Source organism: Pseudomonas sp. B10, assembly GCF_900156235.1.
GTDB classification, from domain to species: Bacteria; Pseudomonadota; Gammaproteobacteria; order Pseudomonadales; family Pseudomonadaceae; genus Aquipseudomonas; species Aquipseudomonas siliginis.
In genome coordinates, this window is sequence record NZ_LT707063.1 from 541,773 (window position 1) to 555,331 (window position 13,559).

Here is a 13,559-nt window from a genome sequence, read left to right on the forward strand (position 1 = left end):
GCGAGCCTTCCGGTTCGCTTTTTTTATGCCTGCACACTCACTCCCCCGCCAACTCCCGCAACTGCCCCAGCGTCTGCTCATCCAGCACAATTCCCTGGGCCAGTGATCGGCCTCGCTGCAAATGCCGTCGATCCCCCGGCAAACGCTTGAGCCCGACCCCGTGCATCTGCCGCACCAGCTCTTCACTGCGCTGGGCAAAGCTCTGCCCCGCGGCCTTGCTCGGGTCGATCACAATCAACAGCTGACCGGTCCACGGGGTTTTCGCGCCGGGATGGTTGGACCAGTCAAACTCGAATGAGAAATTGCCGCCGGTCAATGCCGCCGCCAGCAACTCGACCATCATCGACAGCGCCGAGCCTTTATGGCCGCCAAACGGCAACAAGGCGCCGCCTTCGAGAATCGCTTTGGGGTCCTGGGTCGGCTGGCCGAGGCTGTCGACACCCATGCCGGCCGGGAGTTTTTCACCTTTGCGGGCTGCAATTTGCACATCGCCATGGGCGATGGCGCTGGTGGCAAGATCGAACACAATCGGCGCGGCGTTGGCCCTTGGCGCGGCGAAGGCAATCGGATTGGTACCGAACAATGGCCGATCAGCGCCATGGGGCACCACGCAGGTCATGCTGTTGACCACGCTCAGCGCCACCAGACCTTCGTCGGCGAAGGGCTCGACATCCGGCCACAAAGCAGCGAAATGATGCGAGTTGCGGATCGCCAGCACCGCGATCCCGGCATGACGCGCCTTTTCGATCAGCAAGGGTCGGGCCGCTGCCAACGCTGGCTGGGCAAAACCGTTGCCAGCGTCAACCCGGACAAATCCTGGCGCGACATCTTCAACCTGTGGCACGGCATGGCCATTGACCCAGCCGCTTTTCAGCGTCGAGACATAACCGGGGATGCGAAACACGCCATGACTGTGAGCGCCGTCGCGTTCGGCGTTGGCGCAGTTGACGGCGAGTACCCGGGCGACTTCGCTGGAGGTGCCGTGGCGCAGAAAAATCGTTTCAAGCAGTTGCGTCAGTGCTTCGAGGGACACTGTGGACGAGCCATGATCGTGTGGCGCAGACATCTGAAGCTCCAGAATGATTATTGGAGGGAACAACAGCGTACGGTCGATTTTGCCCACCGATTAACCCTGTCCGAGCTGCCAGCTGTCAACCCTTCGATTGATCGGCATCCGCTGGCGCGCCCTGATGCACATTTCACTGTCAGCGGGTGCGGTAACTATCTACCGCAAGTGCTCCAGCCTGCGCATCTACTGTCGAGTTCCAGCCCAATGGCGCCCTGTTCAGAGTTGCAATGATGTCCACCCCGACTGCCCCGCTGTTGTTTCCAGTGATATTCGATTCACCCGGCCTGCACGCTGACCTCGGTCCGGCACACGGTCTCAACAGCAAAGACTTCGACTGGCTTGCACATGCGCAACTCGCTACGCAATCACTGCGCAACAAGCAAACCCCGCCAATGCTGGCCGAACGCATCCTGCTCAACGCCGACAAGCAACTGGCCGTGCCGCTGGCAGGCAGCTTCATACTCAGCGCCGGGCCGGATGACAACGGCGTGTTTCTCTATACGCCCTACGATGGCGTGAAGAAATTCGCCGATCGGCAAGTACTGACAGACGCTCTGCAGACACGCCTCGACAATGCCACGGAAAATGATGATCTGCTGGCTTTCCTCTCGGTTTCGCTGCGCAGGGAGCTGGTGGAAAAACGCGGTATCACCCTGACTTGCGAAACCATCGAAGGTGATGTGTTCGAGGACCAACAAGCGGCAATTGGCGAATCCCTGGACAGGAGCACCCGTGATTTGCTGGACGAGCTCAAACGCCTGCCATCCCTTGCAACGCTGCTGGAAAAGATTCTCGACGAACTGCTCGAAGCGCATTTTGGCGCGGTGCAACAGTCGCTTACCCGGGTCGGTTTCTATTCGGTGACTTCTTCGGATGGGAAACAGTGGGTCGACTCGCTGTCGCTGACTGAAGCGCTGTTGGTGCACTTTCACCGTCAGGGCTGGCCCCACGGTCAGGCCGTAGAATTCACCCATCCCGCCCGTTCGGTACGCGAAGACGATCAGTCGGCCTGGACCAATGCGATCAAGTCGGCGTCGGGAAAACTGACCATGCTGTTGTTTCGACAGCTTGAGGTGTTTTGGAACGGCGCTTCATTCGAAGGCTCGCCCAGACGTACTTTCTTCAGCCAGACGGTGCAGGATCAGGCGCGCGCGGATCTGATGATCAAGCGCGAAACGCAGATCCTCACCGCCAGCGAGTTCGACGCCCTGCACAGCCTGGTACGTGAGCCAACTGTTGCGGTACGGCGGCCAACGTTCGAAACCGTGTGTTTGAGTGAGGAGACAGCCTGTGTCGAGCTGGCCGGTTCGCTGATGATCAATCACGACAAGGCTTATCTCTATACGCCCAGCCAGGGACTGCAGGTACTCGCCGACTACGCGGATCTCAAACAGACACTGACCGCCAAAATGCGGGCCGCCGGACACGAAGACGAACTCTACGGGCTGATGAATCTGCAAGAGCGCAATCGTTACCTTGGCTTCGCTAACGCGCAGGTATCCGGGGAAAACATTGGCGGTGAGATCATGACCACGCTGTTCGAGGCCATCCTCACCAAGCAACGTCAGAACGTTGAATTCGTTCTGCAGCGTTTTCGTCAGAGCGAGCGCACCACTGACATCCATGCGCTCTTCGACAAGGCGCTGGATATCCGCTCAATGATTCATGAACGGCTGCTCAAGCTCGACGTCAATCGGCGCTGGAGTACCCGGCCGTTGTTTACCAGTACACCGCCATCGTCACTCGTGCAGGCAGACAAGGCTGCGCAGCAGGCGACACTTCTGGGACGGACGCTGAATAACCTGACCAGCCACTTCAAAGACCAGCCGACCGCGCACGGTGCCGAACAGCGCGTATTTCTCGAAGGCATTCTGTGGAAACTGGCCCAGGCATTCGAAGACGGCGTGCGTGGTGAGGCGTACCTGCGCAGCCTCAGCGGGTCATGGCTGGAGGCGGAACGAAAGATCGTCGACACCGTGTTCGATTCCAGGCACCCGACACGCAGGGACCGCCAGTCACTCAATGGTTTTCGCCCCGATGCCTGGTCACTGACCCTCATCGGGGCCGAGCCCAACGCTGCGCTGCCGCTCGCTCACTGCGTGCTCCTGACCGAGCGTGGCGGCATGGACGCGAAACATTCCGGGCGCGCCATCCTCTGGACACCGGCCCTGGGCCTGGAGCTGTTTGACGACATCGCCAGTGCGCAAAAGCAATTGCAGCAACGGCTGGACGACAACAATCAGAGTCACACGCTGCTGGAAAATCTGCCAAAGGCGCAACACAAACTGGACCAGCAATACACACTGGGCGAGTTTCAATTGATTGATGGCAGTGTCTCCCGAGACCGCATGCAATCGGCCATTGAACAGTTCCTCGCTGAATGTGAACTGCTGCGAGTTTGCATCAAGGAGCCAAAGACATTGGCGACCTTCCTGGATGAAATGAAAAATACTGTCATCGATACCAACCTGCGACGCGCGATCGATCTTGCCAGCACCCTTTCGCGTCATCTGGATTACCCCGACTGGTTGCGCATGGCCTCGGCGACGGAGCAACGCACGCAACTCGCGCTGCTGGATGAACTGCGGCATGCGTTCATCGATGGCAAGGATTTCCTCGATGAGGTCCCGGCGCTGGCCACTCATATCGAGCAGACCCTCAAAACCCTGCTCGACGCGCGATTTCCAGGCAACGGGCTCAAGCCACAGGACATACGGATCACCCCGAATCTGATATTGGCCGGCCCTGCCTGCGACTTGCTGGAATTTGCCTTGCATCACTACAACGTCGTGCAGGGCAGCGGTTTCAAAGTCGCCTCGACAACGGCCACAGCCTTACCAAAAGAGTTTGCCCAGGCCGCGGTACGGCAATTACTGCAATCTCTTGATGTTGCTACCACCTACACCGCGAAAGTGACCGAAGCGCTGTCAGCCGACAGCCCGTCTGCTCGCACCAGCAAAGAACGGTTCTTGCGCCAGTTGCCCTGGCAACTGATGCAACACGCCCACTCGATGAAATTGCAGCAACAGCTCTCGGATACCGGCTATGACTACATTTGCCAGGTCCTCGACATGCCCGACACGATAGCGCGCGCTGCGGTCGAGGGCGCTCATGCCATCGCCTGTCCGCTATCGCTGATCAAGACCCCAGGCGCTGATTGCGTAGACGCGCTCGGACTGTATGTCTTCGGTCCGGGCGCAGGGCAAACAGGTCCCCGGGTTCTCTATGCGCCTTACTCAAGATGGGTATTTCGCGAGTTCGAGAACGAAGCGCAGTTGATCGAAGCACTGAATACCCCCGGCCACTTTCAGGACTTGCTCATCCGGCGTCTGCCTGACGCGCAGCAGGCCGTATTCAAGAGCTTGTTGAAAACAACGATCGGCAAAAACAGTGAAATCACACTTCATGACTCCCCCATGAGGGGCAACATGCTTGAGCGGTTGCACAAAGACACCCTGAGTCTTCTGCCGCAACTGTTGCGCAGCCAGCCACAGATCAATGGCCAAGCGGATTGGGAAGCGGTGAAGTTTCTTTTCAGTCACGGCGTGCGCCTGGTGCCACATTTGCTACCGGGCAAACTCGCGTCCGGTTTTTTTCTGTGGCGAAGCTACCAGGACTTCAAGGCGTCCGCCGAAGGCCTTCAGGATCACCACTGGGCAAATGCCCTGAAAAGCTTCATCGCAGGGGCGATTACCCTCTTCAGCCTGGGACGTCTGTCATGGGAAAGCGAGGCAGAAACGGCCGGCTCCGAATTCGCCGCAGAGGCGCAAGCACCTGCGGGTACAGCCACAACGGTGCAAGTCGCCTCTCGCTGGGCAAAGGTGTCGCCCGTCACGCCCGCTCGGATTGATTTGCAGCCCTTTGAAAGCAGTACGGCGCTGGAATCCCTCAAGCTTGATGCCAATGAGCTGGTCTATGGGGATTCGTTGACGACGCAGAAATACGCCGCCATTGCCGGCAAGGTGTATCCGGCAGTCCAGGTCGAAAAAAGCTGGCATTTGCGCAAAAAAGACGGCAGTCAGGGGCCGGCACTCGAAGAGAAAAATGCCCGTCTGGTTATTGCAAGCGCCAGCCAGCCGGTTCATCGCTGCCGATCAAAACGTCGTGACCCTGCTCAACATGAAGTCGAGGAAAACCGCTCAATAGAAATGTATATCCAGGCCAGAGGCATGGCCCAGATCCACCGTCGCTATCCGGCCAGGGCTTTCGTGATACAGCAAGCCGTAAACCGTGCAAGAGAATACGCAGTCAACTGTCTGCATAACTACGTTACACAGCGCAGCAATCCTGCGGGCACACGGCTGGAGACGGTTTTGAAGGAGTTCTTCGAGGTGCATGAGGTAACGCCCTTGCTGCTCACAAAACTCGAGAAAGTGATAATTCCTGTCTGCCAGGAACTGACGAACCCAAAAGATGATTTGCTCTACACCGAGCGCTTTTTTACTGGTCTGAATGGGCCTGGCAGCGCCAATACCGTTGCCTTCGTTTTCAAACAGGACAAACAAAAAATAATTCATCTCACCGAGGTTTTTTTCAATCCCAGAATGGACAGATACACCGCCCATTTGCCTCCTCGGTTCAACGTTGATTCTCACGCCCGCGCGGTAACGCTGATCCATGAACTCTCGCATCTGGTTTGCGACAGCGAAGATCTGGTAACGGTCCAGGCCATGGGGCCTTATCTCGATCTTATCGACACGACGACGGCAGAGGGGCAAGCGGCCAAGGACTCGCTTGAACGTTATCGCAGGTTATTGTCGCGCTTCGGCAATCTCTCGCACCTGTTTGCGGTGAAATCCGGCAACCACGTCTGGACCGATCTGGACAAAATGCCGACGCATGCCGCGGATTACCTGAAAATCCTCAGCCTTACCAAAACCACAAACCTTGCAGACGCGCGCCGAGCGTTTCGCAGTCCTGTTTCAGCAGATGCGCGGGTCGACGTGATGCTCGCCAATGCCGACTCGATCGCCCTGCTCATCAGCGAACTGGGTCGTCAGCTCGACCCGCTTCCCGCGCCGATACCGTTACCGGCGCCGGTTTCAGCCCCGGCAGGATCCTCGCAAGCGCTGGCGTGACGACAAAAAAAATGCGCCGGCGTGACGCCAGCGCATTGCTCATGACCAGAATCAAAAGTTATTACGGTCGGTTAGTCCTTCTGATCGCGCAGTACATTGCCCGAGGCGCCGTCGATGCGGAACTCGTAGACAATGCCGTCAGCTTTGCGCCCTTCGCCTTCCCAGTAACCGTCATTGTCGGCGCCGATCTCATAGACCTCGACATAGCCGGCCTTGGTCTTGGCGACCTCGATGGCTTTTTCGATGGTGATCCAGCCTGCGCCCGGCTTGTCCGCCAAGGCGGCACCGGCGCTGAGCAGACCGGCAGTGGCAATCAGGGCTGCGAATGTCTTTTTGATCATTTTTTCACTCCATTTATGGATAGTAGGCAGTTGCTTCCTGTTTTTTTGGGCGCCACAGGGAAAAATAAGTTCCACGTTGATGGGTAAATGCCATGACGGATGTTCTCGGCAGCCTGCCGGCGAGGTTAGAATGAGCGAAATCAGGACGAGTCAATGACCCAAGACACTCTCTCGGAAGCCGAATACGATGCGATCACCGATGCCGCCGCGCACTGGTGCATGCGTCTGCACGCCGCTGACTGCACGGACGAGGAGCGTCGCGCATTTGAGACCTGGCACGATGCACATCCTTTGCATGCCTTCGAATACGAAGCCATGCAAGAGATCTGGGAAGTCGCCGGAGATCTGCCGCGAACCGAGCCCGAGGCACTCGCCGCGCAGCGCAAGCCTTCGCGTTCGTGGCGAAAATTCGCGGTCATTGCTGGCGCCTGCGCCCTCGCCTTGCCGCTTGCGGCTTACAGCGGCTGGAGTCTGGGCTGGGTGCCTGACAGTTATCAGCATTACGCCGCCACCGACAGTGTGCGTCAGATCACCCTGAGTGACGGCAGCCAGCTCGAACTCAACCTGCACACCGACCTGACCTTCAGCAATTACAAACATGAACGTCGCGTCACCCTGAACAAGGGCGAGGCGTTTTTTAATGTCAGCCATGACACGTCTCATCCGTTCGTGGTTCGCGCCGGCGACGGCAAGATCCGCGTGACCGGTACGCGGTTCAATGTGTGGATGTATGAGGATCAGGTTCGGGTCAATCTGGTCGAGGGTTCGGTGTTGGTCAGCAGCAATCGCGATCTGCCGGGCGACGGTCTGCGCCTCAATCCCTCGATGCAGGCGCGCTACCGGCATGGCGATTACACGCCGCAAATCAGTCAGACCTACCCTGGCGACACCTCGCTGGCGTGGCGCAGCGGCCGATTGGTGCTCGACAACCTTGCGCTGCACGACGCCCTGCCGCTGATCAACCGTTACCTCGACAAGCCGTTGATGCTGGCCGACACCAATACCGGCGCGATCCGCGTGGGCGGCGTCTACAACATCAAAGAGATGAACCACCTCGCCAACAGCCTGCCGAAAGTGCTGCCGGTCTATTTGACGCGCAACAAGGAAGGCAACCCGGTAATCAATTCGATGCCGCAACGCCCGCCGAAAAGCTGAAGGCCGCGTCCCTTGCGGGAAGCGGCCTTCGTTTGTTTCGAGCTGTGACTGTTTTACTGCGCTGCCACCTTCCCTGCCTGATCCTGTGCCTGTTGAATCGTCTGCACCTGATATTGCGGATCCGCCTGGATCTGCTGTTCGGTGAACGGCAGGACACTCCACTGTTTCTTCGAAAACGCTTCAGTCTGATCCCGCGAGTATTTCGACATCGGATCACTGGATAACGAGAACGCCAGCAGCCCTTGGGCGTGCGGGCCTTTTTCGTCGAAGCTCACTACTTGCAGATAGCTGGTGCCGCTGACCACTTCAAGTTTGCCGTCCTCACGGGGCACGCTTTGCATCGCGTTATAGATACCCAGCGTCCCCGGCCCGCCATGAATCGGCGTTTGCTGCCCGCCGCTGCTGACCACCTGGACATCACCCCAGCGCGTGTCAGGTTTCAGGCCCATTTTTCCGAGCCGCTCGACCGACGCCAGCATCGCTTCACGCAGTGCTTTGGCGACGGCAGGTTGTTCGACTGCCAGGCCGCGAGGAGTGTGTTGCGCATCTGCCGGATTGAATGCAACACGCCAGATATCCGCTGATTCAAGCAGCGCCTGCATGATGTTCTGAAAATGCACCAGACCGAGCCCGGAATCCAGATTGGCGCGGCCGTCCCAGGCTTTGAGGCTGGTGCACGCAGACTTGAGTGTCGCGGCATCGCTGCCCAGATCGGAGCCGCAGAACTTCAGCAGATCGGGCATGACCTGCGCGGCCAGATAGACCTGATCGTCCATGACCATGTGCTGCAGATCCTTGACTGCCAGCGGGCCTTTCTTGCTCAGTTCAGCCAAACGATCAAGCGCAAATCGTGAGCGCAGGCCCAGCGGTTGTCCTTCCTGACTGATCAGCGGTGAATAGCCGGTGAGCGGTTGCGCCGGGTTGGCCAGCCATGCCGAGTCGTTGGAGTGCTGAACGAAATCCTTGCGCAGCAATTGCGGCAACTGGCTGGAAGCGAAGATGCCCTTCTGCGCCGCGTGCGGATCGACATCCCAGGCACAGCCGCTGTTGGCACCGTCCAGCACGATCATGCGCAGACCGAGGCGTGGGTCGCTGCACTTGGCCAGTTTTTCCGCGCTTACGTTCGGTACCACCGACAGGTTCATGTACAGCGTCTGGCCCTTGTCATCCACTGCCAGGGTGTTGACCCACGGAATGCCCTGGATCTTGTGCACCGCGTCTTGCAGATCCTTGAGATTGCTGGCCTGGTTCATCGCATACCACTGTTCGAGCACGCGATCGTTGTCGAGGTTGGCATCGCGCAAGCTGTAGGCATATTGCTTATCCCAGTCGAGCTTGCCCGGCCATTGCACGATCGGGCCGAACTGCGAACTGTAGATATCGCGCGCAACCGCTACGACCTGCCCGTCAGCCTGCTTGACCTGCACGGTAACCGTCTGTTTGCTCAGTGGCAGCGACTTGCCGTCCAGCAAATATCGAGTCGAATCCTTTGGATCGAGTTGCAGGCGATACAAGGTGAAGTGTTTCGACGAATCGACGGTATGGGTCCAGGCCAGATGCTGGTTGAAACCGATATTGATCATCGGCAATCCCGGCAAAGCGGCGCCCATCACATCAAGCTTGCCGGGGATGGTCAGGTGCATCTGATAGAAGCGCATGCCCCCGACCCATGGGAAATGCGGGTTGGCCAGCAACATGCCACGGCCATTGAATGAGCGCTCGCTGCCGACTGCCACGGCATTGCTGCCGCGATCCAGGGCGAAACGTTGCTGACGCGCGTCGGCCAACTGGAACGCCTCGGTGTCGTGCTTCACCTGCGCGGTTGCTTGCGGCGGCGTCGCGCCAGCAAGGGCTTCGGCGAACTGGCCCACCCCGCCTTCAACCAACAGGCGGCGTGTCAGTTTGACCAGATCCTCGGCACTGATATCACGTACCCACTCGCCCTGGCATTGCTGCGGCAATCCTTGCTGACGGCGCTCAGCCAGATAGCGGTTGTAACCGGCGGCATAGCCTTCAACCAGATCATGCACCTGCGCCGGTTGTGCCTGCCAGAACGCCTTGACTGCTTCAGGGGTATTGAGCCAGGTGAAGAACACATCACTGACGCGGTTTTGCCGTTGTTCAACAGTCAACTGCTCCGGGCCGAAATACAGGGAACGCTGACCATTGACCGTGACGATCTCGTTGGCCAGCAGGCACAGATTGTCCTGGGCGTAGGCGTAACCGATGCCGAAACCCAGACCGCGTTCGTTTTCGGCGCGAATGTGTGGCACGCCAAAACTGGTGCGGCGAATGTCAGCGCTGGTTTGTGCCGATGGGCTCAGCGCATGGGCTGACAGGCTCAGCCCGAACAAGGTGCTGGCGAGGGCCAGCCCGGTAAGTTGCCTGGAAATAATCACGCTCGCTCCTGATCGAAAGGTCGATTGCCCCTGCGTCCACGCGCAATGAGCCTGTCGAAGAAACGAAGCTGAGGGAAAAAATTTAGCGGGTCGCCCATTGGGGCAATGCCGTCATCACAAGGCTGAGACGAATTAGCGACGAAATTTCTACATCTTTTCTTTCATGATTTGTCGTGCTGAAACGTCTTGTTTAGAGAGCGCAACAAAACCTTTCCCGATCTGGCTCTGAAAAGGAGTAATCGCATGTACAACTCGCAACTACCAACGGACGGTAGCCAGACGCCACAGGGCGTTTCCATGAGTTCGCACTCTGGTAATTTCACCCAGCGTGGCGAGCGTCCGGGCAATGAGCGTATTCGCGTGCTACTGAAGAGTTTCGGCCTGCGCACCAGCCTGATTCGCCTGAAAGTCATCGACGCCCTGCTCGTGGCGGCACAGAGCAATCGTCGCCTTGGCGTACGTGGCGTGCATAGCCAGTTGCTCGATCTGGACGTGCCGCTGTCGTTTCTCAGCGTGCGCGAAGTGCTTAAACGCTTGTGCGCTGAAGGCGTGATCACCTTCAACGCCGACAAGAGTTACAGCCTGCATCCACAGGCTGCGGCGGTCCTCAACCACGAATGAGGCTCGCCTTCAGGGCTTGACCTTGCGGCGCATCACGCCGTTGATGATGACCACCACGACCGCCACGCCGATCGCGACGTACTGGAAAGTCTTCTCGGTGATCCTGCCGGTATTCTGCAGCCAGGACAGGCCCAGCATGATCGCCAGTACCGACAGAGCGATCAGAATCGAATAAATCAAGCGTTGCTTCTGGGTCATTGCGGTTTCCTGAAACATTGAAATGTAGCCGGTTGCACGCCGAGCGTTTCCTGGATGACGGGGATGCGCCGGGGCAAACGGGTGCTCATGTTACCGCCCCTGAAGACTTTTGGCTGCAAGGTCAGCCGACCTTGAGGCATGGCCCGCCCTCCCTGCTCTGGCGCAACCAGGTAAACAGATTTCGCGCCGCGCCAGTCCTTTAAACATGTCGTAAGTTTTTGAAATCTGCTGACGCAGCAAACGGCTAGGTCGGCTGTGCGCCTGCGCCTAGGCTCTGCGAACTTCCTATAACTCATAAACAGGGATGTTCATGCAGAGAACACTTATCAATATCGGCCCCAGACAGGTTGCGGGTTTCTGTCTTGCGCTGACCGCTTTCGAACTGCTCACTTACATGGCCAGCGATGTGATCATGCCAGCGATGCTGGATGTCACCACCGACCTCGACGCGGACGTACGGCATGTTCCCCATGCCTTCAACCTGTATCTGTTGGGTGGCGTGTGCCTGCAATGGTTACTCGGCCCGTTGTCCGATCAATACGGCCGACGACCACTGTTGTTATCGGGCAGCGCGCTGTTCGGATTGTCGTGCGCGGCAGCTTTTTTCACCGACAGTATTGGAGCGTTCAACCTGTTGCGGCTGTTGCAAGGCATGGGGCTGGGGTTCGTCGTCGCAGTCAGCTATCCGGCGCTACAGGAGGTGTTCTGTGAAGCGGACGCCGTCCGGCTGATGGCCTTGCTCGGCAATGTTGCGTTGTTATCACCCTTGCTCGGCCCGCTACTGGGGCTTCTGTTGCTGGAATGGCTGAGCTGGCGGGAAATCTTCCTGCTGCTGGGATTCACGGCAGCGCTGGTCTGGCTCGGCCTGTTGCTGTGGATGCCGGAAACCGTAGGCGTCGAGCGCCGCGATGGTCATCGAACACTCCGTGTGCCCTTCTCCTGGCGTTGCACTTCACGGCGCTATGGCGCGTTGTTGGGCAATCCGCGATTCCTCTGTGCCAGCCTGGCGCTGGGCCTGATGAGTCTGCCCCTGATCACATGGATAGGCCTGGCACCGTTGCTGCTGGTGCGGGTGCTGGAACTGCCGCCGCTGGAATATGGCCTGTGGCAGATTCCGGTTTTCTCAGCGGTGGTTGCCGGCAATCTGATTCTCGACCGCTTGCTGCAGACCCACTCATTGCAGCAATTGATTCAACTGGCGCTCTGGCCGTTCTGCCTGGGGCTGCTATCGCTGGCGACATGCGCACTACTCAGCGCAGGGCTTGGACCGGTCGTGGCGAGCCTGGCGGTGTACGCCGTCGGGCTGGGCATGAGCAACGCGGCGGTGTATCGCCTGGCACTGTTTGCCAGTGACGACAGCAAAGGCCTGGTGTCGGCGCTGGCCGGCATGATCTCGATCGCCGTCATGGGACTTGGCGGTGCGCTGATTGCGACCATCGGTGGCGGCGACCGTCTTGAATACTTCGCCCTCTGGGCCGCATTCGGCGGGCTGATGTGCCTGCCCATGGTGTACCGGCTCCTGCAAACCACCACAGCTGATGTGGCCTCGCCTCAGTAAGGAACACTGATGACTCACCTACCCTATGCCGACGCGCTGTGCGCGTTGAAGCAACCCTATTGCGCGGATTCAGCCCCGCCCGGTCTGTTTGATCGGGCGATGAAGGAAATCAGCCGCTTTCACTGCCGCCACACCCCGGGTTACGCCCATTGGCTCAACGCCCATGGACTGGCGCCGCAAGACCTCGACAGTCTTGATAACTGGTCACGTCTGCCGCCGATCTTTGCCAGTTTCTTCAAGCAACACTTGCTGCTCAGCAGCACGGGGACGGACGCGCTGGAACTGACCTCGTCGGGCACCAGCGGGCAGAAAAGCCGGATGCGTTACGACGAACGCAGCCTGGCGCGGGCGCAGTTCATGGTTGCGCAGATATTCCGCCATTACGGTTGGGACACTCCGGATACGCCGTGCAATTACCTGTTGCTCAGTTATGAGCCGGAGGGGCGTATTACCCTGGGAACGTCGTTTACCGACCAGTTTCTCTGTCGATTTGCCCCGGTCAATCGCGTGGTTTACGCCTTGCGCAACACCGGTAGCGGCCATCAGTTCGACGTATTCGGTGTCATCGCCGCATTGCAGTCATTCGCTGAAGAAGATTTGCCGGTGAGGATTTTCGGCTTCCCGGCGTTTCTCTGGCAGACCCTGCAACGCATGCAGGCTACTGCTGTGCAGGATGTGCAATTGCCCGCCGGTTCGCTGGCGTTTTTTGGCGGCGGCTGGAAAACCCAGGCTGCGCAGGAAATTCCTAAACAACAGTTTTATGCCCATATCCATCGGCAACTGGGCATCGAACCCGCCCGCTGCCGCGACGGTTACGGTGCTGTCGAACACGCGGTGCCTTACATCGAATGCGCCCGTCACCGCTTTCATGTGCCGGTGTATTCGCGGGTGCTGATTCGCGATGCGGCGGATTTTTCCCTGCTGCCCTATGGCCAACAGGGCCTGCTCGGCCTCGTCTCGCCTTACATCTCATCCAGCCCGGCGCATGCCGTGGTCATGAGCGATCTTGCCACGCTGCACCCGGGCGCAAGTTGCGGCTGTGGATTGACCAGCGACTGGTTCGAACTGCACGGCCGCGCCGGCACCACGGCCGGCAGAAGCTGCGCGATGGCCGCCGCCGAATTACTGGGAAGTCACTGA

At 58.8% G+C, this 13,559-nt stretch carries 9 protein-coding genes; 5 read left to right on the forward strand and 4 right to left on the reverse strand.

All coding sequences use genetic code 11. From position 1 onward, the window contains the following. Positions 1-37 precede the first annotated feature (37 nt). Positions 38-1,066 carry an Ldh family oxidoreductase gene (locus BXA01_RS02425; protein WP_076563039.1) on the reverse strand — a complete coding sequence of 343 codons (1,029 nt, stop codon included), beginning with the start codon at positions 1,064-1,066 and terminating at the stop codon, positions 38-40. 233 nt (positions 1,067-1,299) lie between these two features. Here BXA01_RS02425 and BXA01_RS02430 point away from each other — a divergent pair, with 233 nt between their 5' ends. After that, positions 1,300-6,147, forward strand: coding sequence for a dermonecrotic toxin domain-containing protein (locus tag BXA01_RS02430; RefSeq protein WP_076567613.1), 4,848 nt, complete (start codon positions 1,300-1,302; stop codon positions 6,145-6,147). Positions 6,148-6,218: 71 nt separating this feature from the next. On the opposite strand, the gene BXA01_RS02435 is transcribed toward BXA01_RS02430, so the two are convergent. Then, positions 6,219-6,488, reverse strand: coding sequence for a PepSY domain-containing protein (locus tag BXA01_RS02435; RefSeq protein ID WP_041480965.1), 270 nt, complete (start codon positions 6,486-6,488; stop codon positions 6,219-6,221). 153 nt (positions 6,489-6,641) lie between these two features. Between BXA01_RS02435 and BXA01_RS02440 the strand changes: the two genes are divergently transcribed. Beyond that, on the forward strand, positions 6,642-7,643 hold the full coding sequence (locus BXA01_RS02440; protein WP_076563040.1) for a FecR family protein: 1,002 nt from the start codon (positions 6,642-6,644) through the stop codon (positions 7,641-7,643). Between the two features lie 53 nt (positions 7,644-7,696). Here the strand turns inward: BXA01_RS02440 and pvdQ are convergent, their stop codons facing one another. After that, on the reverse strand, positions 7,697-10,042 hold the full coding sequence (gene pvdQ / locus BXA01_RS02445; protein WP_076563042.1) for a bifunctional acylase PvdQ: 2,346 nt from the start codon (positions 10,040-10,042) through the stop codon (positions 7,697-7,699). Between the two features lie 243 nt (positions 10,043-10,285). Here pvdQ and BXA01_RS02450 point away from each other — a divergent pair, with 243 nt between their 5' ends. Next, positions 10,286-10,663 carry a fe2+ zn2+ uptake regulation protein gene (locus BXA01_RS02450; protein ID WP_041480968.1) on the forward strand — a complete coding sequence of 126 codons (378 nt, stop codon included), beginning with the start codon at positions 10,286-10,288 and terminating at the stop codon, positions 10,661-10,663. Between the two features lie 9 nt (positions 10,664-10,672). On the opposite strand, the gene BXA01_RS02455 is transcribed toward BXA01_RS02450, so the two are convergent. Next, positions 10,673-10,861 (reverse strand): hypothetical protein, encoded by a 189-nt coding sequence (locus tag BXA01_RS02455; protein WP_076567616.1) that lies wholly within the window; start codon positions 10,859-10,861, stop codon positions 10,673-10,675. A 310-nt stretch (positions 10,862-11,171) separates the two neighbouring features. On the opposite strand from BXA01_RS02455, the gene BXA01_RS02460 reads away from it, so the two are divergent. After that, positions 11,172-12,419, forward strand: a complete 1,248-nt coding sequence (locus BXA01_RS02460; protein ID WP_076567619.1) for an MdfA family multidrug efflux MFS transporter — start codon at positions 11,172-11,174, stop codon at positions 12,417-12,419. 9 nt (positions 12,420-12,428) lie between these two features. Then, entirely contained in the window at positions 12,429-13,559 is a 1,131-nt protein-coding gene (locus BXA01_RS02465) for a LuxE/PaaK family acyltransferase (RefSeq protein ID WP_076563044.1), read from the forward strand.

Bases quoted from the DNA above. Each gene is read 5' to 3' on its own strand.
- BXA01_RS02455 (WP_076567616.1), bottom strand. From the start codon at position 10,861: ATGACCCAGAAGCAACGCTTGATTTATTCGATTCTGATCGCTCTGTCG.
- BXA01_RS02460 (WP_076567619.1), top strand. From the start codon at position 11,172: ATGCAGAGAACACTTATCAATATCGGCCCCAGACAGGTTGCGGGTTTC.
- BXA01_RS02425 (WP_076563039.1), bottom strand. From the start codon at position 1,066: ATGTCTGCGCCACACGATCATGGCTCGTCCACAGTGTCCCTCGAAGCA.
- BXA01_RS02440 (WP_076563040.1), top strand. From the start codon at position 6,642: ATGACCCAAGACACTCTCTCGGAAGCCGAATACGATGCGATCACCGAT.
- BXA01_RS02430 (WP_076567613.1), top strand. From the start codon at position 1,300: ATGTCCACCCCGACTGCCCCGCTGTTGTTTCCAGTGATATTCGATTCA.
- BXA01_RS02450 (WP_041480968.1), top strand. From the start codon at position 10,286: ATGTACAACTCGCAACTACCAACGGACGGTAGCCAGACGCCACAGGGC.
- BXA01_RS02465 (WP_076563044.1), top strand. From the start codon at position 12,429: ATGACTCACCTACCCTATGCCGACGCGCTGTGCGCGTTGAAGCAACCC.
- BXA01_RS02435 (WP_041480965.1), bottom strand. From the start codon at position 6,488: ATGATCAAAAAGACATTCGCAGCCCTGATTGCCACTGCCGGTCTGCTC.